At 33.2% G+C, this 26014-nt stretch carries 26 protein-coding genes and 1 riboswitch; of the genes, 22 read left to right on the forward strand and 4 right to left on the reverse strand.

Annotation, left to right across the window (positions count from 1 at the left end):
- Positions 1 to 100 precede the first annotated feature (100 nt).
- From BHU61_RS03670 to BHU61_RS03695, 6 genes are all read left to right on the forward strand, one after another.
- Positions 101 to 688 carry a hypothetical protein gene (locus BHU61_RS03670; RefSeq protein ID WP_111714699.1) on the forward strand — a complete coding sequence of 196 codons (588 nt, stop codon included), beginning with the start codon at positions 101 to 103 and terminating at the stop codon, positions 686 to 688.
- Between the two features lie 11 nt (positions 689 to 699).
- A complete protein-coding gene (locus BHU61_RS03675) occupies positions 700 to 1461 on the forward strand; it encodes a hypothetical protein (protein ID WP_111714701.1) in 762 nt (253 codons plus the stop codon).
- A 7-nt stretch (positions 1462 to 1468) separates the two neighbouring features.
- The gene (locus BHU61_RS03680) at positions 1469 to 2260 is read left to right on the forward strand and encodes a TIGR00282 family metallophosphoesterase (protein WP_111714702.1); all 792 of its coding nucleotides are present in this window, start codon (positions 1469 to 1471) and stop codon (positions 2258 to 2260) included.
- Positions 2261 to 2271: 11 nt separating this feature from the next.
- Entirely contained in the window at positions 2272 to 2787 is a 516-nt protein-coding gene (locus BHU61_RS03685) for a hypothetical protein (protein ID WP_111714704.1), read from the forward strand.
- Between the two features lie 106 nt (positions 2788 to 2893).
- Positions 2894 to 4627 carry a 2-oxoacid:acceptor oxidoreductase subunit alpha gene (locus BHU61_RS03690; RefSeq protein ID WP_111714705.1) on the forward strand — a complete coding sequence of 578 codons (1734 nt, stop codon included), beginning with the start codon at positions 2894 to 2896 and terminating at the stop codon, positions 4625 to 4627.
- The gene (locus BHU61_RS03695) at positions 4628 to 5491 is read left to right on the forward strand and encodes a 2-oxoacid:ferredoxin oxidoreductase subunit beta (protein ID WP_111714707.1); all 864 of its coding nucleotides are present in this window, start codon (positions 4628 to 4630) and stop codon (positions 5489 to 5491) included.
- A gap of 60 nt (positions 5492 to 5551) precedes the next feature.
- On the opposite strand, the gene BHU61_RS03700 is transcribed toward BHU61_RS03695, so the two are convergent.
- Positions 5552 to 6538, reverse strand: coding sequence for an NlpC/P60 family protein (locus tag BHU61_RS03700; protein WP_111714709.1), 987 nt, complete (start codon positions 6536 to 6538; stop codon positions 5552 to 5554).
- Positions 6539 to 6743: 205 nt separating this feature from the next.
- Positions 6744 to 6844, forward strand: a riboswitch (TPP riboswitch).
- 44 nt (positions 6845 to 6888) lie between these two features.
- Here BHU61_RS03700 and BHU61_RS03705 point away from each other — a divergent pair.
- Genes BHU61_RS03705 through BHU61_RS03720 form a run of 4 tightly spaced genes read left to right on the forward strand, consistent with a single transcriptional unit; the run spans position 6889 to position 9635 of the window.
- Positions 6889 to 7911 carry an ABC transporter substrate-binding protein gene (locus BHU61_RS03705; RefSeq protein WP_111714711.1) on the forward strand — a complete coding sequence of 341 codons (1023 nt, stop codon included), beginning with the start codon at positions 6889 to 6891 and terminating at the stop codon, positions 7909 to 7911.
- Positions 7911 to 8198: a thiamine-binding protein gene (locus BHU61_RS03710; RefSeq protein ID WP_111714712.1), complete on the forward strand. Its 288-nt coding sequence runs from the start codon at positions 7911 to 7913 to the stop codon at positions 8196 to 8198. Before BHU61_RS03705 ends, BHU61_RS03710 begins: the two co-directional genes overlap by 1 nt.
- Positions 8195 to 8935 carry an ABC transporter permease gene (locus BHU61_RS03715; RefSeq protein ID WP_111714714.1) on the forward strand — a complete coding sequence of 247 codons (741 nt, stop codon included), beginning with the start codon at positions 8195 to 8197 and terminating at the stop codon, positions 8933 to 8935. The genes BHU61_RS03710 and BHU61_RS03715 overlap by 4 nt, the downstream gene beginning before the upstream one ends.
- On the forward strand, positions 8928 to 9635 hold the full coding sequence (locus tag BHU61_RS03720) for an ABC transporter ATP-binding protein (RefSeq protein WP_111714716.1): 708 nt from the start codon (positions 8928 to 8930) through the stop codon (positions 9633 to 9635). Before BHU61_RS03715 ends, BHU61_RS03720 begins: the two co-directional genes overlap by 8 nt.
- Before the next feature lie 78 nt (positions 9636 to 9713).
- Here BHU61_RS03720 and BHU61_RS03725 read toward each other — a convergent pair whose 3' ends face one another.
- Together BHU61_RS03725 and BHU61_RS03730 are read right to left on the reverse strand one after the other, a co-directional pair.
- Positions 9714 to 10256, reverse strand: coding sequence for a hypothetical protein (locus BHU61_RS03725; RefSeq protein ID WP_111714717.1), 543 nt, complete (start codon positions 10254 to 10256; stop codon positions 9714 to 9716).
- Positions 10257 to 10268: 12 nt separating this feature from the next.
- A complete protein-coding gene (locus BHU61_RS03730; RefSeq protein WP_111714719.1) occupies positions 10269 to 10910 on the reverse strand; it encodes a VTT domain-containing protein in 642 nt (213 codons plus the stop codon).
- A 133-nt stretch (positions 10911 to 11043) separates the two neighbouring features.
- Between BHU61_RS03730 and BHU61_RS03735 the strand changes: the two genes are divergently transcribed.
- The 6 genes from BHU61_RS03735 (at position 11044) to BHU61_RS03765 (ending at position 17907) form a co-directional block, all read left to right on the forward strand.
- On the forward strand, positions 11044 to 12759 hold the full coding sequence (locus tag BHU61_RS03735; protein ID WP_111714721.1) for an ABC transporter ATP-binding protein: 1716 nt from the start codon (positions 11044 to 11046) through the stop codon (positions 12757 to 12759).
- The gene (locus tag BHU61_RS03740; RefSeq protein WP_111714722.1) at positions 12752 to 14602 is read left to right on the forward strand and encodes an ABC transporter ATP-binding protein; all 1851 of its coding nucleotides are present in this window, start codon (positions 12752 to 12754) and stop codon (positions 14600 to 14602) included. Before BHU61_RS03735 ends, BHU61_RS03740 begins: the two co-directional genes overlap by 8 nt.
- Before the next feature lie 200 nt (positions 14603 to 14802).
- Positions 14803 to 15174, forward strand: coding sequence for a GntR family transcriptional regulator (locus BHU61_RS03745; protein ID WP_242444214.1), 372 nt, complete (start codon positions 14803 to 14805; stop codon positions 15172 to 15174).
- Between the two features lie 2 nt (positions 15175 to 15176).
- Positions 15177 to 16079: an ABC transporter ATP-binding protein gene (locus BHU61_RS03750; protein WP_170122442.1), complete on the forward strand. Its 903-nt coding sequence runs from the start codon at positions 15177 to 15179 to the stop codon at positions 16077 to 16079.
- Between the two features lie 617 nt (positions 16080 to 16696).
- The gene (locus BHU61_RS03760; RefSeq protein WP_111714729.1) at positions 16697 to 17356 is read left to right on the forward strand and encodes a hypothetical protein; all 660 of its coding nucleotides are present in this window, start codon (positions 16697 to 16699) and stop codon (positions 17354 to 17356) included.
- A 359-nt stretch (positions 17357 to 17715) separates the two neighbouring features.
- A complete protein-coding gene (locus BHU61_RS03765; RefSeq protein WP_111714730.1) occupies positions 17716 to 17907 on the forward strand; it encodes a hypothetical protein in 192 nt (63 codons plus the stop codon).
- Between the two features lie 22 nt (positions 17908 to 17929).
- Here BHU61_RS03765 and BHU61_RS03770 read toward each other — a convergent pair whose 3' ends face one another.
- Positions 17930 to 18136, reverse strand: coding sequence for a zinc ribbon domain-containing protein (locus BHU61_RS03770; protein WP_111714732.1), 207 nt, complete (start codon positions 18134 to 18136; stop codon positions 17930 to 17932).
- 152 nt (positions 18137 to 18288) lie between these two features.
- Here BHU61_RS03770 and miaB point away from each other — a divergent pair, with 152 nt between their 5' ends.
- The 6 genes from miaB to BHU61_RS03800 all read left to right on the forward strand — a co-directional run bounded on the left by miaB (position 18289) and on the right by BHU61_RS03800 (position 25930).
- Entirely contained in the window at positions 18289 to 19821 is a 1533-nt protein-coding gene (miaB, locus tag BHU61_RS03775) for a tRNA (N6-isopentenyl adenosine(37)-C2)-methylthiotransferase MiaB (RefSeq protein WP_111714734.1), read from the forward strand.
- The gene (locus BHU61_RS03780; protein ID WP_099577800.1) at positions 19821 to 20246 is read left to right on the forward strand and encodes a YlbF/YmcA family competence regulator; all 426 of its coding nucleotides are present in this window, start codon (positions 19821 to 19823) and stop codon (positions 20244 to 20246) included. The genes miaB and BHU61_RS03780 overlap by 1 nt, the downstream gene beginning before the upstream one ends.
- Positions 20247 to 20311: 65 nt before the next feature.
- The gene (thiW, locus tag BHU61_RS03785; RefSeq protein ID WP_111714735.1) at positions 20312 to 20809 is read left to right on the forward strand and encodes an energy coupling factor transporter S component ThiW; all 498 of its coding nucleotides are present in this window, start codon (positions 20312 to 20314) and stop codon (positions 20807 to 20809) included.
- Positions 20810 to 20811: 2 nt separating this feature from the next.
- Positions 20812 to 23409 carry a DNA mismatch repair protein MutS gene (gene mutS, locus BHU61_RS03790; protein ID WP_111714737.1) on the forward strand — a complete coding sequence of 866 codons (2598 nt, stop codon included), beginning with the start codon at positions 20812 to 20814 and terminating at the stop codon, positions 23407 to 23409.
- A gap of 8 nt (positions 23410 to 23417) precedes the next feature.
- On the forward strand, positions 23418 to 25379 hold the full coding sequence (mutL, locus tag BHU61_RS03795) for a DNA mismatch repair endonuclease MutL (RefSeq protein WP_111714739.1): 1962 nt from the start codon (positions 23418 to 23420) through the stop codon (positions 25377 to 25379).
- Complete coding sequence (locus BHU61_RS03800; protein WP_111714740.1) at positions 25379 to 25930, forward strand: glycerol-3-phosphate responsive antiterminator; 552 nt, start codon at positions 25379 to 25381, stop codon at positions 25928 to 25930. The genes mutL and BHU61_RS03800 overlap by 1 nt, the downstream gene beginning before the upstream one ends.
- Positions 25931 to 26014 lie beyond the last annotated feature (84 nt).

The following is a 26014-nucleotide window of genomic DNA, read 5'->3' on the forward strand; positions in this document are numbered from 1 at the left end:
CTTTAAGCGTTGTTTTTTAATTTTTTGAAGGTAAATAGTATCTATAATGGAAATATATTATAATTAAATTATTCATATGCTTGAAAGGATGATGAATTTGATGGATACACATCATAAAGAGGAGATTACACAAACCATATTACCACTATATGCATTGTTTTTTGACGCATTACCAAATGATTTGGGATTAAGCATTCAAACGAATATCAATTTACCTGATATGTCTGATCACTTTGAATCATATTGCATTCATGAAGAATACACTGCTTTTTCCAGGATGAAGGAGACATCAATTAAAGCGCAAAAGAATGCTATGAAATCCATTAGCCATCCTCTGCAAGATTTACTTCAGTTATATGAACAACCAAAGATAAAGTCAATGTTACAGCAAATAACCGATAATGATAGCGTTACGACAATGCAAAGTAAAATGGAGCAAAATAGTAATATCATCAATAAATATTTTTTTGATGCAAACCAAAAGAGTGAAGTGATTAAAAATCATCGTGATAATCTAATAAATAAACAATTAAGTGAACTTAGTGAAAATAAAAGAGAGGTCTTCATTCATTTACCACCTATCAAAAAAAGCAATATTGATATTTTAACTTCTATTTTCTGCGGGAAATATACTGCTATTCAATTCGCCTTTGCAGGTGATAATATTATAGGTATACATATTGTATAAGGAGTGAAGCGATGGAAAAACGTGTAAAGATTTATTTATGTATAGCTGCAATATTAATTTTATTATCTTTATTACCGCTCCTTGAAGCATACAAACTTCATTCAAACAGACAAGGTGCAAACAACGAAAGATTATTAACTGAACTAACGATTGATAAAAAGAATATTACTGAAGTGAAAGCAGCTGATAATATTAATGTTGATATGATTAGTGTTGAACATATATTTATTGATGATAAAGGGAAAGAAATAGTTGCGCATAATATGGATGAATATCAAAGGTTGATGAAAAAGAGTAAAACCTATTCTCGTGAATATCAGTTGGGCGATCAAGCTTTAATTCTCACAGAGGATATTAGCAAAAAACGTGTGAAAGAAATCCGGGTTAACAAACAGGAAGTTAATATGAAGATAAAAACGATTCAACAATTGAATAATCATTATGTGAATACTCCCTTAATCTTTGAAAAGAAAATAGCGACTGGTGAAACATTATTAATGTTAATGCAGCAAAATAAAGAAGATATTCGTTATATCGGTTTACAAAGTCATGATGACAATACAGTTGGTAAAACGACGCTTGAATCGATTGATTTAGATGGTGTGTGGAATAATCGCATGAATTTAGTTGGTTTTAATACTTTACCGAAACAGCATCTGAGTCATTATATTTTTCATCTTTTTATATTTTATCCATTGCTCACATTGATTCTAGCACTATTTTTATGTTATATATGTTATTTAAGATTGAAAACAACACGAATGAAAGAATGAGGAAGCTATGAGAATATTATTTATTGGTGATGTTGTTGGTGCTATCGGTAGAGAGATGCTAGCAGAATATTTACCACAACTGAAGAAAAAATATGGACCGAATATAACGATTGTTAATGGTGAAAATGCAGCACATGGTCGAGGGATTACAGAAAAAATCTATAAGGAAATGATGACTTTAGGTGTAGACTGCGTAACGCTCGGCAATCATACGTACGGCCAGCGTGATAGTTATGAATTATTAGATAGTGATGTAAAGATGATACGTCCCGCAAACTATCCGGATGATAATCCTGGAAAAGGAATGCAGATTATCAAATTTAATGACAAAAAGATTGCTTTCATCAATTTGCAGGGGCGCGCATTTATGCAGCAGATTGATTGTCCATTTAAAAAGTTCGATATTCTTTATGAAACTGCTAAAAAAGAAACAGATTATATCTTTGTTGATTTTCATGCTGAGACAACAAGTGAAAAAGGCGCATTTGGATATTATGTGGATGGACGTGCAAGTGTTGTTGTAGGTACACATACACATATTCAGACAAGTGATAACCGAATTCTTGATAAAGGTACTGGTTTTATCACCGATGTTGGCATGACTGGTTATTATGATGGTATATTAGGTATTAATAAAGATGAAGTCATCCATCGCTTTTTAACGTCGATGCCGGTTAAACACGTCGTCCCGGAAAAAGGACGAGGCGTGCTAAGTGGCGTTTTTGTAGAGCTTAAAGCAGATGGGACAACGAAGAAGATAGAAAGAATATTAATTAATCAAGATAACCCATTGAAATAGGAGAGGTAAGAATGTTTAGTAAGAAAAATGAAAAACCATTTTTAAATAAAAGAGATCAAATCAGTTATACAGACGATTCACTTGATTTTTATAATTATGCTGAAGCAATGTTATTTGATAAAAATATTATACTCACATTCAAACAAATTACACCAGCGGGCACAGTTAAACAAAGAAAACTTGTTATGTCAGGAATTGTGGCAAAGGTCATTGCTGAGACTTTTATTGAACCACTAAAAGATTACAAAAAATTTGAAGGTGAAATTGATAAATATAATGTAGATTTCTATAATACACATGATAATGACATACAATCATTAGATGAGACATTATTATATATTCATGATTTTGAAGTAGCTTTCAGTCAAATCGCATTCCTATTACAATTCGAACAGGATACTGCTTTTGAAGATGTATATTATGAAGCATTTATTGTTAATCCAGAACTTGCAGTTTATCTTAAAGACATCCTGGATGATGTAGTCAATCAATACGAAGATAATTTTGGTGAAATTGAATTAGATTAATCGTATCGGCCATTCGACTGATTTTTTATTGAAGAACTACTTGTCTATGTTAAGACAAGTGGTTCTTTGTTATATTATAATAAGTGATTAAAGTAGGAGGGTATTTATGAAATCTCAAATTTCTTGGAAAGTCGGCGGACAGCAAGGTGAGGGTATTGAAAGTACTGGGGAGATGTTTTCAACTGCGCTGAATCGATTAGGTTATTATTTATATGGATATAGACATTTCTCAAGTCGTATTAAAGGTGGACATACGAATAACAAAATTCGTGTCTCTACAACTCGAGTACATTCAATCAGCGATGATTTAGATATATTAGTGGCATTTGATCAGGAAACAATTGATGTGAACTATCATGAAATGAATGAAACAGGCATTATTTTAGCAGATAGCAAGTTTGATCCGGAAAAGCCTGAAGATTATGAAGGTAAGTTCTTCCCAATCGCATTTACTGAAATTGCAAAAGAACTTGGCACTGCATTAATGAAGAACATGGTAGCAATTGGTGCGAGTGCAAGTCTAATTGGTGTAGACCTTAAACATTTTGAAGTATTAGTTGATGACATATTCGGTAAAAAGGGAGAAAAGATTTGTGCATTAAACAAACAGGCTTTACATGCAGGTTTTGATTTAATGGAACAAGAAGATTTCCATACGTTTACATTAAATCCGTCAACTGAAGAAGGGCATTTATTTATGATTGGTAATGACGCGATCTCATTAGGTGCAATAACTGGTGGAGCACGCTTTATGGCAGCTTATCCTATCACGCCTGCGAGTGAGATTATGGAGTACATGATTGATAAGTTACCTGATTTCGGTGGTACGGTTATTCAGACTGAAGATGAAATTGCAGCGGCCGTTATGGCAATTGGCGTGAACTATGGCGGCGTTAGAGCATTTACTGCTTCAGCTGGTCCAGGTTTATCTTTAATGATGGAAGCCATCGGATTAAGCGGTATGACAGAACAACCATTTGTGGTCATTAACACAATGCGTGGTGGTCCATCAACAGGTTTACCAACGAAACAAGAGCAATCAGACTTAATGCAGATGATTTACGGTACGCATGGTGATATTCCGAAGATTGTATTAGCACCGACAACAGCTGAAGATGCATTCTACTTAACAGCAGAAGCATTTAACTTAGCTGAGCAATATCAGTGCCCAGTTATTTTATTAAGTGACTTACAACTTTCTATGGGTAAACATACAGTGCCTCATTTAGACTTTAACCGTATTAAAATTGATCGTGGTAACTTAATTACTGAAGTTGAGCCACGTGAAGATAAATCATACTTCAAACGATATGAAGTAACTGAAAGTGGTGTATCGCCTCGTGTGATTCCGGGTGTTAAAAACGGTATTCATCACGTTACAGGAGTAGAGCATACAGAAGAAGGTAAGCCTTCTGAAAGCCCGGTAAACCGTGCGAAACAAATGGAAAAACGTATGCGTAAAATAGAACAGTTAAAAATATCAGAACCTGTTGATTATAAAGAAAATCATGCAGAAGCGGATGTATTAGTCATCGGCTACTTATCAACGTATGGTGCAATTGATGAAGCAATTGAACGAATTGATGGCCAGGTTAACCACCTGCACATTAAACAATTACATCCTTTCCCGACAGATGAAGTACAAGGTGCTATTAATAAAGCGAAGAAAGTTATTGTCGCTGAACATAACTATGCAGGCCAGTTATCAAGCATCATCAAGATGAATACGATGCATGAAGGTAAGATTACGAACTTCACAAAATATGATGGAACTCCATTCTTACCGAAAGAAATTGAAGCAAAAATCAATGAAGTAATAGAAGTAAAGGAGCGCATCTAAATGGCAACATTTAAAGATTTTAGAAATAGTGTGAAACCCAACTGGTGTCCAGGATGTGGTGACTTCTCAGTACAGGCTGCAATACAAAAAGCATGTGCTAACGTAGGTTTAGAACCTGAAGAATTAGCAGTTATTACAGGAATCGGATGTTCTGGTCGTTTATCAGGTTATATTAATTCATACGGTGTTCACTCAATTCATGGCCGAGCATTACCGATGGCACAAGGTGTTAAAATGGCAAATCAGGAACTTACAGTTATCGCTTCAGGTGGTGACGGAGATGGATACGCAATTGGTATGGGACATACAATCCACTCCATTCGTCGTAATATTGATTTAACATATGTCGTAATGGATAACCAGATTTATGGATTAACAAAAGGTCAAACATCACCAAGTTCAGCACATGGATTTGTGACAAAAACAACGCCACTAGGTTCTATTGAGAAAAATGTATCACCATTAGAACTTGCAATCACTTCAGGGGCTACATTTGTAGCACAAAGTTTCTCAAGTGATATTAAAGAATTAACAGCAATTATTGAAGCGGCGATTAACCATAAAGGGTTTGCATTCGTTAATGTATTCTCTCCATGTGTGACTTACAATAAAGTAAATACGTACGACTGGTTTAAAGAAAACTTAGTTTCTTTAAACGATATCGAAGGTTATGACAATAAAGACAAAAAACAGGCATTAAACACTGTAATAGAACATAATGGATTATTAACTGGTATTATTTATCATGATACTGAAACACCAAGTTATGCAGAACAATTAAATGGTTACTCAAAATCATTGGCCAAAGAGTCGATTGAAATGGATCCATCTAAATTTGAAGCTTTAATGGCTGAATTTAAATAATATAATTAAAAGCGCTTTAGCAATGAACATTTTGCTAAAGCGCTTTTTGCAACTTAATAGTTATTTAAACGGTCTTTTTACACCTAATTTATAGTAACCATATTGATTTTTATAACCAGATACGATTTTTACTTTATTGTCAAGTGAATGTAATATTTGGTTGTTACCTAGATATAATGAAACATGTCCAGCTGTACCATTTCCTCTAATATAGAATATTAAATCTCCACGTTGAATATTATTAATACTGACATATGAAAACGCTCTGTTTTTCCATAATTCATTTGCTAAATCTGATTGTGGTCTAACATTGCTGAAGTTCGATATTCCTTTCGGATCAAATCCACCAGCACGCATCGCCTGTAATAATAATCCTGAACAATCAAAACCGGCTTCTCCTGTACTTCCCCATATATAGGGCTTTCCGACTTGTATGTTGGCATAGTTAATCATCGCATTAATACGTGTCTTATGATTTGCATTCGTTGCTACAACACTTGGTTTTTTCCGAGCATCAATGTTAAATGCAACCGAATTACCGAACATTTTGGTCCAAAGGCTTTTAGTTACAATACCTGTCGGTTTTAATCCATTTCTTTTTTGATAAGCTTTCACTGCATTAACTGTACGTTCGTTCATTGTCGAAGTATAAGGTGAATAAGGTATACCTAATTTACGTTGAAGATAATAAACTTTTATCCCATTGTAACCCGGATATAACGTATAACCACTATTAGAATTAGGTGCCGTAGATGTCAACTTAGATCTGTGGATGTACATTCCTTTATATTGAGCAGGATACGTTAGTTTAAGGTAAGATCCTACATTTGAGCCGCGAACTTTCGTCGCAGGTAATAGGTTAGCCACCTGGTAACTGTATATTGATGGTTTACTATATACAATAGTTCCTCTATCAAAGGTATATTTCTTATAAGTTTTTACAGCCGCCTCTGCGTGATTGACTGGCATAACTTGCGTTGTAGCCATACTTGATAGTAATAATGCAGAGATAATCATTTTTTTATTGATATTTTGAAATCTTTTCATTTTTTCGCCTCCAATTGGTTCAATTTATTATATAATTAAAAATTTGAAAATAATAGAGGATTTTAATATTTAAATAACTATCTCTAATAAGAAATTTAAAGTAGAATAATCAAAAAATATTTCTGTTAAAGAGAGCACCAATTAAGTCTTAAACATTTGATACTAGGTATTTCTTTGGTATACTTGTAAAGGAAAATAAAATAACTAAAAACACTAGGGGAGTCATTCTGAGAATGGACATTGGTCCTAAACCCTTATTCACCTGATCTAGATAAAACTAGCGTAGGGAAGTGTCGCTTGTTGACACAACTTTACATGTAGGTTGTGTTTTTTATTTGGAGGAAAATAAGATGAAAAAAAGTTTATTAGTAGGTATGAGTTGTGCAGTATTATTAGCTGGTTGTGGTAGCGAAGAAAGTAAGGATACTAATCAATCAACAAGTAAGACAAATAGTAACAAAACTGAAAAAGTTACGATGATGTTAGACTGGACACCAAATACGAACCATACGGGTATTTATGTGGCAAAAGAAAAAGGCTTCTTTAAGAAACATGGTCTGGATGTTGACATTAAAACACCTGGTGATGTTACTGCTGATCAGATGATAGCTGCAAATAAGAAAGATGTTCAATTTGGTATTAGTGCGCAGGAGCAGGTGACGCAATCTCGTTCTGAAGGTGTACCTATTAAATCAATCGGTACAATCATTCAGCATAACACAAGTGGTTTTATGAGTTTAAAAGATAAAAATATTAAATCTCCAAAAGATTATGAAGGTAAAACGTACGGTGGCTGGGGTGCACCAATTGAGAAGGCTTTTATTGAAACATTAATGAAAAAAGAAAATGCTGATATCAATAAAACAAAGATTGTCAATATGGGGAATACTGACTTCTTCTCGGCTTCTAAGAAAAATATTGATTTCTCATGGGTATACTATGGGTGGACCGGTATTGAAGCAGAAACAAGAAATATTGACGTAAACATGCAATACTTAACGGATTATGATAAAAATCTAGATTATTATACACCTATCATTATTGCCAATGAAAAATATTTAAAATCAAATCCGGATACAGCTAAAGCGTTTATGGCAGCCGTAAAAGAAGGATATGAATATGCGATTAAACACGAAAAAGAAAGTGCGAATATTTTAATTAAATCAGCACCGGAATTAAAGAAACAAAAAGATTTAGTCTATAAATCTCAAAGCTATTTATCACCGAAATATCAAGATGATGCAAAATCTTGGGGTATTCAGGATGAGAAAGTATGGGCCAATTATGCGAAGTATTTAAAAGATAATAAAATTATTAAAAATGATTTTGTAGCAAAAGATGCATTTACAAATGAATTTGTGGAGGGTAAATAATGGCGAATACAATAATGAGCATTCAAATCATCCCAAAAACACCCGAAGGTCAGGATGTAATACCATATGTCGATGCTGCGATTGAAGTGATTGAACAATCAGGACTTAAATTTGTCGTATCACCACTTGAGACAAGTATTGAAGGTGATATGCATGAACTGTTGCCATTAATTGAACAAATGAACCATCGTATGCGTGCATTAGGTTGTCCTTCTATTATTTCTCAGGTGAAATTCTATCATGCCGAGACAGTATCTATGGATGCATTGGTAGAGAAATATCGATGATTAAAGCAATAAAATTCTCATTGTTTATGATTTGCTTGTTGCTTGTATGGGAAGGGCTTGTATGGTTGTTAAAAGTCGATCCCTATACACTACCTGCGCCAAGTGCTATTGCAAAGTCATTTGTAGTAGATTTTCCTGAATACTTTCCACATCTGTTACCTACGATACAACTTGTGTTATTAGGTTTATTTTGTTCAATTATTTGTGGTGTATTATTTGCGGTCATACTTAACTTAATACCAGTATTAAATGATTATATATATCCATTACTCATTATGAGTCAGAATATCCCTGTTATTGTTATTGCACCGTTACTTGTTATATGGTTTGGATTTGGTCTACTACCGAAACTCATTGTGATTACTTTAATCTGTTTCTTTCCCATAACAGTGAGTTTGCTGGAAGGATTTCACGAGACAGATAAAGATTTAAAGAAATATATGCAGATGATGGGTGCTTCACGCATGGAACTATTTACAAAATTAGAATGGCCAAACAGTATGCCGTTTTTCTTTAATGGTTTGAAGATTGCTGGCACATATTCAGTAATGGGCGCGATTATTTCTGAATGGCTAGGAAGTGACAAAGGTTTAGGTAAATTTATGATACTTGCACAACGTGCATTTCAAGTCGATCAGGTTTTCGTTGCGATTGTCTGGATCATTATATTCGCATTAATAATATATATAGTAATAGAAGCGATAAAACGTTTCGTATTGAGGTGGAATCATGAATAACTTAATAACAATACAAAATGTTTCACATCAATATGGAGACAAACAAGTATTAACTGATATCAATCTTACAGTACAGCAGAATGAAATTATTGCAATTCTAGGGCCGAGTGGATCTGGAAAGTCAACGCTTATTAATATTATAGGTGGACTATTAGAACAAACATCTGGAGAAGTCTATATTAACGATAAGAAAGTGATGACTACCGGGCATGTTTCATTTATGCCTCAAACGAGTTCTTTAATGCCATGGCGTACTGTAGAAGATAATATAAAGCTTGCTACTGAAATTGGAAAAGAAAATAACCAAGATCAAAGTTTATCATTATTAGAGCGTGCGGGTTTTACTGGTATTAAAGATCAATATCCAGCCAGTTTATCTGGAGGTATGAAACAGCGCGTGTCTTTCTTACGTGCATTAAATACAAACCATCAAGTATTGTTACTCGATGAACCATTTTCTGCATTAGATGAAATTACACGTGTGGATATGCAGCAGTGGCTAAAGGGATTGATTAAAGAAACAGGTAAGACTGTACTTATGATCACGCATAGCATTGAAGAAGCGATTTCAATGTCTGACCGTATTATCGTACTCAATGGTAAACCAGCAACGATAACTCAAATTTATGAAACTCAAGCAATTCAGAATGAATCGGAAAAACAAACGTTGAAATTAAAATTGTTCGATCAATTAAGATAAGTAGGCAGCAAAGCAAAAAGGAGAGACAATTGTCTCTCCTTTTTGTAATTCACAAAATTTACTTAATTACTTAAATATTTATTTACTAATATGATATTGTTCTGCGTTTGAACCGAGATCTGCAATGGTAAAGAATTCACGTTCATTTGCGTTTAATACATGCAGTTTAATTGCATCGTTTCTTATATATTGTTTAGTTAAATCAGGATGTGTCTGTGTATTAAAACTAAAAGTAATAGTACCATCAGTATTAATCTTACCATTATTATTGGTAGGTGTGATAAATGGCTGATCATTTGTATTCGTACCGTTAACCGTATAAAGTGATTTCGGAAGTTCTAACCTATAGCTTAAAGATGGTTTCTCTTTTGATAGATACTTTGCCAGCTGTTCTGTAAATCGATACTTTACGATAAACTGAGTTTCATCTCCAGCTTGCTTTTGTGAAAGTGAGCGCACTTTGAAATTTAAAGGAAAATCTTTCATGCTTTTAACGGGTGGTAAAGATATATTTTCTTGTTTCTGTGTAGTATTCACAGTTTTGTTTTCTTCTTTTTGATTATTATCGCATGCAGCGAGTATAATGATTAAACTGCATAAAAATAAAATTAATTGCTTCATTCACTTAACTCCTTATTTGTTTCGTAGGTTCTTAATAACGCTTATAACTGCAGGTAGGATTGAAACTAAGATAATAAGAATAAGTACAATTTCAAAATTATTTTTTACAATCGGTATATTTCCGAAGAAGTACCCACCCGCAAGACAAATTCCAACCCATGCAACAGCACCGATGATGTTATATAGAATAAAGTAGCTGTATTTCATAGAACTTGCTCCGGCTACGAATGGGATAAAAGTTCTGATAAATGGCATAAACCTTGCAATAACGATTGTTTTTCCACCATATGTATTGAAGAAGTTTTCTGCTTTTAACATGTGATCCTGTTTGATTAATCTGCCGATTTTTGGATGATTCACGATACCGTATCCTACCCATTTACCGATATGGTAGTTTAGGGTATCACCAATAATCGCTGCGAGTGATAATAATATAAATAAAAACCAAATATTTAATGCGCCTTGTGGTGCTAATGCTCCTGCTGCAAATAACATAGAATCACCGGGCAAGAATGGCATGATGACTAAACCTGTTTCTACGAATACGATACCAAATAATATTGCATATGTAAGTGTGCCGTATTCTTTTACGATATTAACGAGATGTTCGTCGATATGTAATATAAAATCCATTAATTGAGTAAGTATTGACATTTAATTAGCTCCAATTCATTTGTTTTTTCTAATCTATTATACGCTAGTATATCTGACTTGCCAAAGAGTAAGTATATTTATTTTTAATTAATTTATTTAATGGCATAATATGAATAAGAAAGAGGGTGGGAATATGATATTAAAGTTTACGAAGCCATATTCAGGTTATATCATCTTTGCTTTAATCCTGATGTTACTGGAACTAGCTGTTGAGTTAAGTTTGCCTGTCATCTTATCCCAGATTATCAATGAAGGGATATTAAAGAATGATTTGAATCAAACGTTCTTTTATTTAGGTCTTTTACTTGTAATGAGTATTGTAGCATTTATTTGTGGTATCATTAATTCATTTGTGGCAAGTCATGTATGTCATGGGTTTTCATTTGACTTAAGAGAAGCTTTGTTTCAGCATATTCAAAAGTTTTCTTTAGCAACACTTGAGCAATTTAGTACTTCGAGTATTATAACTCGTCTTACAAGTGATGTGATTGCATGTGAAATGGTGCTATTCATGAGTTTAAGAATTATGTTACGCGCACCATTACTCGTCATCGGTAGTATTATTATGAGTTTTATGGTTGCCCCTCATTTAGCAATTTACTTACTTATAGGAAGTCCGATTATCTTTATCTTTTTATACATATCAGCAAGAAGTGGCATGAAACTCTTTAAACGTGTTCAAAAAGAGCTGGACGGTGTCAATCGTACCATTCAACAGAATTTATCTTCAGTAAGAATGATCCGTGCAAATTTAAGTGGAGCATACGAAACTTCAAAATTTGAAAACACTTCATCATTACTAAAGAATGACACTGTTAAAGCACTTAAATTGATGGAACGCATTTTACCGTTCTTATTAATAGTTATGAATATTGCACTTTTAATAGTGATTTATATGGGTGCAAAAGACGTTACGCAAAATGCGTTAAATGTTGGAGCACTTGTCGCTGTAATCAATTATGCATTGCGTATGCAAGGCGGATTTTCAATGTTTGCTTTTATTATCATTGCTTTCTCACGTGCAAAAGCAAGTAGTGATCGTATGACTGAAGTCCTTGAAACTCCTGTTGATGAAGATCTTTTAGAAACTAATATTCAGCCTCATGCTGGTGGCGCAAGTGTAGAGTTTATAGATGTAGACTTTAAATATCCTTTATCACATCGAAATGTACTGGAGAATATCAATTTTAAAGTGAATGCCGGAGAAAAGTTTGTCGTTATGGGGGCGACAGGGTCAGGAAAATCTGCGATGTTAAGTTTAATCCCTAGAATGTATGAACCAACAAAAGGTCAGATACGCATTGATGGAAAAGATATAAAAGAATATCAGGAAAGCTATTTAAGAGAAATGATTGGCTATGTTCCTCAGAAGAATACACTGTTTACAGGTACAGTATTCGACAATATTATATTTGGCAATCAACTGGCGAGCGAAAGTGAAGTGATGAGAGCAACTGAAATTGCACAAATTCACGATAATATTATGGATTTTGATCAGCAGTATAAAACACGTGTTGGCCAGGAAGGTGTTAATTTATCTGGTGGCCAAAAGCAACGTATCGCAATAGCGCGTGCAATTATTCGTGAGCCGAATATTTTAATACTCGATGATTCGACTTCAGCTTTAGATATACATACAGAATCAAAACTATTTAATACTTTACAGCAACTACCGATGACTCGTATTATCGTAAGTCAAAAAATTGAAACTGCAAAAACAGCTGATCATATTTTACTGCTTGATCAAGGTAAAGTAGTTGGCTTCGGAGACCATGCAACTTTACTGAAGACATCGGAGCTGTATCAACAAATCAATGATTCTCAGGAAAGAGGTGAGGTAGGTGCCTAAATCAATTCTGGGACATGAATTTATATTAACGAAAGAAGATTTAAGGAAGAAAAAACAAAAAACTGATCAACGAGGGAACACAATACCGAATGCGAAGAACTGGCAATATTCAATGAAGAGAATATGGCAGTTGATGGATGATGCACATTTTAAACTATTTGTCGTAATTATGTGTGTGATTATTTCCTCCTTATTAGGATTGCTTGGGCCATATATGATTGGTAAAATTATTGATCATAAAATCATTCCAAAAAAGTTTGATGGTCTGACACAGGATTTGTGGATTTTACTTATCATATTTATATTATTATCTGTAACATCATATATTGCAGCAATTATCATGGTCACAATCGCGCAGGATACTGTATATAAACTAAGAATGCAATTATTTTCACATATGCAGAAGTTACCGATACCTTTCTTCGATAAACGACAACATGGTGAACTGATGAGCCGTATGACAAATGATATTGATACAATATCACAAGTATTAAATTCATCATTTATACAGTTTACATCATCTGTTATCACAATCATTGGAACGATTATCGTGATGCTGATGTTGTCACCATTACTCACATTACTGACGATGATTATTATTCCGCTGATGTTTATTGCGATGCAGTGGATTACAAGAAGAACTGGACCACTTTATAAACGCAGACAAAAAGCAATTGGGGAAATGAATGGTTATATTGAAGAAATTATTTCAGGACAAGTTGTTGTAAAAGTATTCTCACAGGAACAAGAAGTCATTAGTGGATTTAATGAAAAAAATAGCAATGTACGTGACAATAGTTTCTGGTCTGTGACGTATTCTGGTTTCATTCCGAAAGTGATGAACTTATTTAATAATATCTCATTTGCAATAGTTGCCGGTATCGGTGGTATTTTAGCGTTAAAAGGATACGGTATAACAGTTGGAACAATCGTTATATTTGCAGAATATGCACGTCAATTTACGCGACCATTAAATGATCTAGCAAACCAGTTTAATACAGTGTTAAGTGCATTAAGTGGTGCTGAACGTGTATTTGAAATTATCGATACTGAAGAAGAAATAGACGTAGATAATGCGAATCGTAACCTTGAAATAAAAGGTGATATACTACTAGAAAATGTAGTATTCAAATATAATGAAGAACAGACGAAACCAACAATTAATAACGTATCATTTGAAGTGAAAACTGGTGAATCTTTAGCGCTTGTCGGAGCAACAGGTGCAGGAAAGACGACGATCATTCAACTGCTTGCCAGATTTTATGAAATACAAGGTGGCATTATAAAGATTGATGACATCGATATTAAAGATATACCAAAGTCAACCCTTCGTAACCAGATGGCATATGTATTACAGGATCCATTTATATTTGATGGGACGATAAGAGAAAATATTAAATATAAAAATCAGGACATTAGTGATGAAGTGATGATTCAGGCTGCTAAAGATGCCAATGCATATGACTTTATTATGAGACTTGAACATGGATTTGATACAGAAATTACTTTTGAATCAACACATCTATCACAAGGTGAGAAACAATTAATCAATATATCGCGTGCACTCGTATTAAATCCTAAAATACTTTTGCTCGATGAAGCAACAAGTAATATTGATACTGTAACTGAGATGAAGTTACAGGAAGCGATTGAAAAACTTATGCATGGAAGAACTAGTATTATCATTGCGCATCGATTAAATACAGTGAAAAAAGCAGATAAGATAGTCGTATTAAATCAAGGAGAAGTCATAGAAGCGGGTAAACAAAGTGATTTAATCGCATCACGTGGTGTGTACTATGACATGCTGAATTCAGATGATGACCTTGAATTACTGGAATAAAATGTGAAATTTAGAACCGATAAACAATGGTTTATCGGTTCTTTTTCTATATAAAAATAGTTTGTAATAAACATAATATACCTAATAAAAACAATAAAAATAATAAAAATAATTTATATTTGCGCACTAAATCACTTTACAAAATCGTATATACTGTGTATATTGTATATATACAGTATAACGTTAAAGAAGGTGACATATTGAACATTCATTTTGATCCAAAAAGTGATTTACCAATTTATGAACAATTAAAATCTGAAATTATTCGGCTGATTATGTCAAAGGAATTAAAAGAAGGAGAATCTTTAATGTCGATGCGTGCACTTGCAAAGATGCTGGGCATTAGTGTTATTACGACGAAGAGAGCGTATAAAGATTTAGAAGATTTAGGATATCTATATACAATACCTGGTAAAGGAACATTTGTCTCAGAAGGAAATATCGCAATGATCGAAGAACAATCCAATAAAGAATTAGAAAAAATGATCATTAGTGCAATACAACTTGCAAAACAACTAAACTTCGATAAAACAGATTTTATAGATTTGTCAAAAGACTTATGGGAGGAATAAACATGACAAAGCATGTAATCGAAATTTCTAATTTAAAGTTTAAACAAAATAAATTTGTACTAGATATACCAAGTCTTCATATACCAATGGGCTACATTACAGGACTTATCGGTGAAAACGGTGCAGGGAAAACGACGCTTATCTATCAACTATTAAATCTTACTACACCAGATAGTGGAGAAATAAAGATATTTGATCAAACTTATTATGAAGATAGAGCAGGGATACTTTCAGAAATAGGTATTGTATTCAGTGAAAACCACTTTCCTGAGTGGATGAATGCAAAAAAACTGGAAACGATTATGAAGATGTATTTTGAGCATTGGGACAGCAGTGCATACTATAACTATTTAGACCGCTTCGAAGTACCTGTTAAAACTAAGATTAAACATTTATCACAAGGGATGAAGGTGAAACTCAGTTTAGCAACTGCACTCAGTCATCAAGCTAAGTTGCTTATCTTAGATGAACCAACATCAAATCTTGATCCGACGTTTAGAGTGGAATTATTAAAGATATTTCAGGATTTAATGCTCGATGAAGAAATGACGATATTATTTTCGACGCATATCACGTCTGACCTTGAATCAATTGCAGATTATATTGCATATATTGAAAAAGGAAAACTACTAATGATGGATGAAAAAGATGTGATATTAGATGATTATAAAATTGTAAGAGGACCAGCATATATATTAGATGATGAGATTAATGGATTATTGATCGGAACAGAATATTTTGAAGATAGCTTTACAGCATTAACAAAAGAAGCTCAGGCAATGGAAGAATTATTTGGTAATGAAGTATCAATTCGAAAAGTAAATATCGATGAGCTGATGTACTTTAAGAAAAGGGAGCGTGTGCATCATGATCAATCAGTTGAAGTTGTTAATAGTGTTCAATAGATACAAATGGGTGTATGCAGGATTATTTATAGCTACGATTGCATTCGATATATTTCTTTTTGTAATAAGAAATGATGAAGTCTCTGCATTTTCACCTTATAATATGACTTTTTATATTATGTTAATGTTTGCATTAAGTGTATTTAGATATAGTATTAATAGTACACGATCTAGAGAAATATACTACCTTCAAAACATTGAAAAAAAGAAATTAATAATCAACGAATGGAGACTCATTTTAATTTTTAATTTAATTAGTTTTTTGTTTTGGTCATTAGAATTAATACTTTCTAAAATGACGATTTCAATGTTGCCTTTATTGTACGTTTACAGTATTTCAATTGTATTAAATGCATTAATCATTTTTTGCTACTACATGAATAATAAATATTATCACAAAGTGATTAAAGCAATATTTCCTTTATTATATATAGGAATTATTTTCATCTTTACGAATTTACAATTCGATTATGTAAAAAATAATGATATTGTTAAACAACCGTTATTTAGTATTTTACCTTTTATTACGTTAATTCTATCCTATATTATAGGTAAATTATTTATTCAAAACACGATTAAAAAGTCACATTCAAAACATCTATTATGGAGTGATTAATATGAAAAAGACTTTAGTAACAGATATTAAATTGTTAAGATATTTACCTTTAATTATGCTTGGTTTATCTATATTAACTATAGTGCTGAAGATTTTTGTAGGTAACGATTCATTTACTAAATTAGATCAAAATACTTTAACTTTTAATATTTCTGATACAGTATTTATATTTCTTATTACATGTGTATTTTATATACTTACACAGAAATATAATAGTTTAAGAAAATATAATTTAACAGCATGGTACGATAGTTTACCAGTTTCTATAAAGGATATACATTTTTCAAATTTCATACTGGTGATTGTGCCTCATATATTGTTATTTATTTTTACCTGTTTATATTATGCGATTAATGATGATTTCTTTAAATTTCACGGTATTATGCTGATGTACGGTATAAGTCTTATCATGAATGGATTAATGTTAATATTCGGTATTAAAAATCCACTTTCTTATGTGATATTAGCAAGTGTCGGTGGCGCATTTCTTTTATTCGCATTTAGCTTCCATTACTTATTAGTAATGAATGATTTCAATATGCATCTAAATCTGAGTGATAATAAGTACTGGCACTTTTACTTATATCAAATGCCGTATATCGTAACTGCTATCGGGATTATCATTTGTATTTTGTCATTATTTAAATATAGAAAGCATTAAGACACTTCAATCAAGAAGTGTCTTTTTTAGTGATAAATATTGTCCACGTTATATTTTTATTTATTGCATGAATTTGATAAATTTAAAATAGGATATTATTACAATTGGAGTCTATTATGACAACTGTTGATATTTCTACAATTACTAAAAATCGCTATAACAGACTTATCAATTTAATGGAATCGGAAATTATGAATACGAATTATTATTACTTGGGTTCAAAGGAGGATATTGATCCATTTCTACTAAAAGGTATTCATTCATATATAAATTTAATCTATATCAGGCGATGTATGAACAGATAACAAGGATGAAAGATGAACGACCGCTTACGTCTCAAGATGCAATGAATTATTGTTATGACAGCTTATATCCATGAATATCCATATGGCATTTCAATGGCGATGATGAATGGAATGTATTTTGAAGGTTTAGATTATGACACTGAACGAAATTTAAAGCGTATGTATTTCGATAATCCAGGTTCAAACACATTAAAGAGAGTCAATGAGATAACAGATCAATTTATGGAACAATATGCGATACAATAAAAAAAAGCGCTTCGGCGCTTTTTTAACTGAAGAAAAGATCGATAATATTTGCTGTACTGTTACCCTTATCTTTATAGAACTCTGTATAACCACAATTGTTACATGAGATTGCAACAAAGTTATTATGTTCAATGTCAAATATTTTTGATAAACCAGAACCTGCCATCGAAACATTCTTAACTGTAGTTTCTTTCGTTCCGCATTTTACGCACCCATCAGCTCTTTCCAAACTACTCACTCCTTTAAATAATGATACTTCTTATTATATGCTATATATTTCCATTTTGAAAATGATAACTGTAAAGTAAAAATACTTTGAAAAAGAGACTTTAAAAAGTTATACTATATGAATGATTAAGTTGAAAATGGGGTTATTATGAAATGAATGAAGAAAGCAGATTAGATGCTTCTCAAGTGCGTGGTAAGACCGCACCAGAGAAAGATTACAGTAAATATTTCGAAAAAGTTTACCAGCCGCCAAGTTTGAAAGATGCAAAAAAACGTGGTAAAGAAACTGTCGAGCATCATGCATTTACAATTGATGATAAATATAAAGGATTAGGGCGTGGTCGTAAATTCTTTATCCGTACCTACGGTTGTCAGATGAACGAGCATGATACAGAAGTAATGGCAGGAATATTTGAAGCGTTAGAATATACAGCTACAAACGATGTGAATGAAGCAGATGTTATTTTATTAAACACGTGTGCAATTCGTGAAAATGCCGAGAACAAAGTATTTGGTGAAATAGGTAATTTAAAACATATTAAACTTGCCAAGCCAGAAGTATTAATTGGTGTCTGTGGATGTATGTCTCAGGAAGAATCAGTTGTCAATAAAATAATGAAATCATATCAAAATGTTGATATGATTTTTGGTACGCATAATATTCACCGCTTACCAGCCATTTTAGATGAAGCATACATGTCTAAAGCGATGGTCGTTGAAGTATGGTCTAAAGAAGGGGATGTAATTGAGAACCTTCCTAAGGTCCGTATGGGTGAAACGAAAGCATGGGTTAATATTATGTACGGTTGTGATAAATTCTGTACGTACTGTATCGTACCATTTACACGAGGTAAAGAGCGTAGCCGTCTTCCAGAAGAGATTATTGCTGAAGTAAGAGATTTAGCACGTCGTGGTTATAAAGAGATTTGTTTACTTGGACAGAATGTTAATGCTTATGGAAAAGATATTGAAGGATTAAATTACGGATTAGGTGATTTAATGGCTGATATTCAGAAGATTGATATTCCACGTGTAAGGTTTATGACGAGTCATCCGTGGGACTTTGATGATCGTTTAATTGAAGTATTAGCACAAGGTGGCAATATCGTCCCACATATCCATTTACCAGTTCAAAGCGGTAATAATGAAGTGTTGAAAATTATGGGTCGAAAATATACACGCGAAAGTTATTTAGCGTTAGTTGATAAAATTAAAACTGCTATTCCTGATGTTGCATTAACAACTGATATTATTGTCGGTTATCCGAATGAGACTGAAGAACAGTTTTTAGATACAATAGACTTATATGAACGCGTTGGATTTGAACACGCATATACTTATCTATATTCACCACGTGAAGGTACGCCAGCTGCAAAAATGAAAGATAACGTATCAACTGAAGATAAGAAAGATCGTTTAAGACGCTTAAATAAAGTTGTTGAACACCATACAGAAAGTGCATTAAAGCAATATCAGGATCAGGAAGTTGTTGTCTTATGTGAAGGACCTTCAAAGAAGAATGAAGCTATTCTTGCTGGTTACACGGATAAAAGTAAGTTAGTGAACTTCCCTGGACCAAGCGAAGCGATCGGTAAATTAGTTAAAGTAAGAATTACTGAAACGATGCGATATTCATTAAACGGAGAATTAGTAGAAATATTAGAACCAGTTGAGGTGGAAAATTAATGTATACAAATGATGAGATATTAGCAAAAGCAAAAGAATTAGGTAAGATGATGGCAGAAACAGAAGCGGTAGATTTCTTTAAACGTGCTGAAGCACAAATTCATGAAAATCAAAATGTTCGTGAAAAAATGGCATCATTAAAATCTTTACAAAAACAAGCGGTTAACTTCCAGAATTATGGTAAAGAAAAAGCATTAGGTATGGTAGAAGAGAAGATTGCGAATGTTGAAGCTGAACTTGATGAAATGCCGATTGTGGATCAATTTAAAGAGGCACAAGGTGAAGTCAATGCATTACTTCAAATGGTATCTCATGCAATTAGTCAAACTGTAACGGATGAAATCATTGTTTCAACGGGTGGCGATTTATTATCTGGTGAAACGGGTGCAGCTGCAGCGAATAGCACTCCAGGTAAATGTAGTTAATTTTATAAAATGTAAATAATGTCGGTTCTTTTGAATCGGCATTATTTTATTAAATAGGAGGATATATGAGAAACGATACTAAAAAATTAACATTAACGAGTATTTTTATTGCGATGAATGTTGTTTTAAGTCAAATGATCTATATTCCAGTCGGACCGATAAAAGCTTTTCCAATGCAACATTTTATCAATGTATTATGTGCAGTATTTGTTGGACCGTGGTACGGTTTAGCACAAGCATTTATTAGTTCAGCCCTTAGAAATTTTTTTGGTACAGGTTCATTATTTGCTTTTCCAGGTAGTATGATCGGTGTGTTACTCGCATCATTATTGTATCGCAAATTCAAGAGAATTGAAGTCGCATCAATAGGAGAATGGATTGGTACAGGTTTAATTGGTAGTGTTTGTACAATACCATTAATGTGGATGATGCAAATTGATATGAAAGGATTTATGCCGATATTTTATGCTTTCTTATTGAGTAGCTTAATCGGCAGTATTATTGCGTATATACTATTAGTATTATTAAATAAAAGAAATTTATTAACTAAAAGGAATGGTTAAAGATGTCCAAACCCACACCAATGATGGCGCAATATTTACAGATGAAAGAACTATATAAAGATACGATTCTGTTCTTTCGGCTTGGTGATTTCTATGAGATGTTCTATGACGATGCGATACTCGCAGCGAAAGAACTGGAAATTACGTTAACGCGTCGAGATAAGAAAAATGCAATTCCGATGTGCGGTGTACCGCATCATTCAGCGAAAAATTATATTGAACGATTGATTGAAAAAGGTTATAAAGTAGCCATTGCTGAACAAATGGAAGATCCTAAACTGACTAAAGGGATGGTCAAGCGTGAAGTCGTTCAGATTATCACACCTGGAACAGTGATGGATGATATGATCAGTGAGAATGAAAGTAATTATCTAGCTTGTCTTTATAAAATTGAACATGATTATATTATCGCTTATAGTGATGTTTCAACAGGTGAATTGAAAGTTACACAGTGCGATGAAACAACGATGATGAATGAATTAAGTAGTATTTCACCGAAAGAGATTATAGTAAATTTTGAATTGCCACAAATAATGGATCAGCAAATTCGTCTGATGACAAATGTTGTATCTTTCTATGAGTCGCATGACACTTTTAATCTGGTCGATGAACTTGATGCTGAATTACAACCAGCAGTTAATTTGCTACTAAGCTATATTAAAGATACGCAGATGAAAGCATTAAACCATATCGATAAACCAATTGCATATGAAGCGCTGGGTCATATGAGGCTGGATATGTATGCAAAGCGCAACCTAGAACTTACAGAAAGTATCCGTTTAAAAACAAAAAAAGGTACGCTTCTATCCATATATAATCAATGCAGGACACCGATGGGGAATCGCAGATTAAAGGACTGGATTGAACGACCATTAGTAAATAAGGAACAAATTGAAGCGCGATTATCAGTTGTTCGTTTATTTAATGATGAATTTATACTAAGACATAATTTACGGGAAGCATTAACGCACGTCTATGATATTGAACGCTTAGCGGGAAGAGTCCAGTTTGGTAATGTTAATGCGAAAGATTTGATACAGTTAAAATATTCATTAGAACAATTGCCTAGAATTAATGAATTACTGCAACCTTTTCAACATATTGTTAGCGGGCTTGACGGGATACAAAGTTTAGCACCGTTATATCAGATGCTGGAAGATAGTATCGTCGATGAACCACCAGTTACGATAAAAGAGGGTGGTATTTTTAAAGATGGCTATAATGTTACACTTGATGAATACCGTGATGCCCAGAAAAATGGTAAAGCATGGCTTGCGGAACTACAGGCAAAAGAACGTGAACGTACAGGTGTTAAATCACTTAAAATAAGCTATAACAAAGTATTTGGATATTATATCGAAATTTCAAAAGCGAATCTCGTCAATATTGATATTGCTAATTTCGGATATGATCGTAAGCAAACATTAAGTAATGCAGAGCGTTTTATTACTGAGGAACTGAAAGAAAAAGAAGCATTGATTTTGGGCGCTGAAGAAAAGGCGATAGATTTGGAATACGAAGCATTTATCGAATTACGTGAACAGGTGAAAACTTATATTCCTAATTTAAAACGCCAGGCAAAACGCATTGCTGAACTTGACTGCCTGCAAAATTTTAGTGAAGTCGCAACGAATAATAATTATACAGAACCAGTAATTTCAAGCCGTCGTGTGCTCGATATTAAAGATGCAAGACACCCTGTAGTAGAGCAGGTGATGGAACGTGATCAATATGTACCAAATGATTGTTTGTTAGATGATAATGGTTTTATTTACTTAATCACAGGACCAAATATGAGTGGTAAATCGACATACATGCGCCAAGTAGCATTGATTAGTATTATGGCGCAGATGGGGTCGTTTGTACCAGCTAGTCGTGCAGAATTACCGATATTCGATCAAATCTTTACACGTATCGGAGCTGCAGATGATTTAGTCAGTGGTCAAAGTACATTTATGGTGGAAATGTTAGAGGCGAAAAATGCTTTAGTAAATGCGACTGAAAATAGTTTGATTATCTTTGATGAAATTGGACGTGGTACGTCTACATATGACGGGTTATCACTTGCGCAATCAATGATAGAATATGTTCATAATCATATCGGTGCGAAAACGCTTTTTTCAACGCATTATCATGAATTAGTAGGTTTAGATGATTCGCTTGATGGATTAAACAATATACACGTTGCAGCAAAAGAATATAATGGCGAACTCATCTTTCTGCATAAAATTATGCCAGGAGCTGTAGAAAACAGTTATGGTATACATGTTGCAAAACTAGCAAATTTACCTGAAGAAATTATTAATCGCGCAGGACATTTGTTAGAAACATTTGAAAACTATAGTATTAAAGATTTAAATTTTGTAAAGAGAAATGACGAAAAAGAAGAACGTTATGAAATTATAGCGCAAAATATAGATGATGGTAATAAAAATGAGATTATAAAAGAGCAAGAGCATGTGTTACAACCATCGTTTGATCTTTTCGGAGAAAGTGAAAATAATGAAATTATTACTGAACTAAAAAATTTAACGATAGAATCTATGACACCAATTGAAGCATTACTCAAGTTACAACAATTGAAGTCTCAAATAAAGTAGGTGAATAAATGGGAATCATAAAAACATTAGATGCCTCATTAAGTAATAAAATTGCAGCTGGAGAAGTGATTGAACGTCCGCAATCTGTTGTTAAAGAATTAGTGGAGAATGCAATAGATGCTCGTGCTACAAAGATAACTGTTGCAGTAGAAGAAGCAGGTTTAAAAAGAATTAAAATAACTGATAATGGTTCAGGTATAGATGAAGATGATTTGGCGTTGATGTTTTTAAGACATGCAACGAGTAAGATTTCAGATGATCATGATTTATTCCATATTCGCACGTTGGGTTTTAGAGGAGAAGCATTAGCTTCAATTGCTTCAGTAAGTCGTGTGACAGTTAATACGTGTAATGACGGTAAAGTTGGACATCAAATTAAAGTTGAAAATAGTCAAATTGTCAGTCGTAATCTACATGCAGCGCGTATAGGAACTGAAATGATTGTCGAAGATTTATTTTATAATACACCTGCTCGGCTGAAATACGTAAAAAGTTTGCAGACAGAGCTTGGTAAAATAACGGATATTATAAATCGATTTATAATGAGTTTTCCGGAAATACAGTTTACTTTAATAAGCGATGAAAAAGTCGTTGTTCAATCCACTGGCAATGGTAAATTAAATGAAGCAATGGCCGTTATATATGGCATGAAGATTGCAAAAGATATTGTAGAAATAAATGGTGAAACAGGCGATTATAAAGTGAATGGCTATATTGCTAAACCAGAACATACAAGAAGCAATCGCCACTACATGTCGATATTTATCAATGGTCGTTATATTAAAAACTTTATGCTTTCGAAAGCAATTATCAATGGCTATCATACGTTATTACCAATCGGCAGATACCCGATTGTAAGTATACACATTTCTATGGATCCAAGTCTTGTTGATGTGAATGTACATCCAACAAAGCAGGAAGTTAGATTGTCAAAAGAACCGCAATTAATGCAATTAATTGAACAGTTAATCAAAGAGAAGCTCCTTGGACAAAATCTAATACCGAAAGTTACGACAAAGAAAAAAGTACTCGAACAATTTGAACAACAAAAGTTTGAATATGAACATCGTAATTCTGAGCAAGTTGTGAAGGAAAATCAAAGTCCCGATTTTAATGTCAATCGTGGCTTTAGTATTGAAAAGTCTAACGCTTTTGACAAAGCTTCAGAAGTTGTACAAAATAATAATGATTATGTACATAGTAATGACACTTTTATAGCATCTACTCATGAAAGTGATATAGACGATAGTTCTGGTGAAAAAAAACTTGAACATGACCAACTATTCGAGACGAAACAAGATATTATTAAAGACGCTGTTACCTTTGAAACAGAAATTGTAAAGATGCCTGAAGATTCACCACAGCAAGAAGCAGCGCACATTCAACCCCGAAAACTTCCGTATCTAGAGGTTGTCGGACAAGTACATGGGACTTATATTGTCTGTCAAAATGATTCGGGGATGTTTATGATTGATCAGCATGCCGCCCAGGAACGCATTAAATATGAATACTTTAAAAATAAAATCGGTGAAGTGAGCCACGAATTACAGTCTTTATTATTTCCGGTTAATATACAATTAACACAAGATGAAGCAATGAAGTTTTCAATGCTTCAGGAAAAATTATCAGAAATTGGTGTTACGCTTGAACACTTTGGTGGACGAGATTATGTCGTTAATGAAGTGCCTGTCTGGTTTCCTGAAGACGCAAAATCAACGATTGAAGATTTAATTGAATATTTATTTGAACATCAGCAAGTGAATTTAAATAAATTCAGAGAAGAGACTGCAATTATGATGAGCTGCAAGAAATCAATCAAAGCAAATCATTATTTAAAGAAAGATGATATGATGCGATTAATAAATGAGCTGGCACAAACGAACGAACCTTTTACATGTCCACATGGACGTCCGATTACCATTCAATTTACAACCTATGAATTAGAAAAACTGTTTAAGAGAGTGATGTAATGATATTACCGGCCATCAGAAGTATGAAAGATTTAGAAAAATTTATTCAAACAAATTATGACTATTGCGTCATTCTTGATTTGCATATCAGTCAACTTGAGCACATATTAAATATGTTGAAATTAAACGGTAAATCAGCTTTTTTTCATGTCGATCTCATTAAAGGACTTGCGATAGATGAAGCCGCCGTTGAATATTTAATTCAGAAATTTAAAGTTTATGGTATTGTTACGACGAAAACAAAGCTTATAAAAAAAGCAAAGTTACTCGGAGCACAGACAATATTACGTACTTTTATCATCGATTCGAGTGCTTTAAAGAAAAGTTATCGTTTTATAGAAGCATGTGAACCTGATTATGTTGAAGTATTACCAGGCATTGCAACAAAAGTTATCAAAGAAATGAGTGGTCACACAGAGAGAAAGATTGTAGCTGGAGGGCTCATTGAAACGATTGAAGAAGCGGAAATCGCATTAGCAAACGGAGCATCTCATATAACTACGAGCAATCAGAAGTTATGGGAGCACTACAATCCGATTAATAAAAATTGACAACGTTTACATTTTATTATAAGATTATTTCAAGTTAATATTTTGGGACGAGTTAAAGAGACCTTTTTATCATTAGATAAAGGG

Source organism: Macrococcus epidermidis (assembly GCF_003259695.1).
Taxonomy (GTDB): domain Bacteria; phylum Bacillota; class Bacilli; order Staphylococcales; family Staphylococcaceae; genus Macrococcoides; species Macrococcoides epidermidis.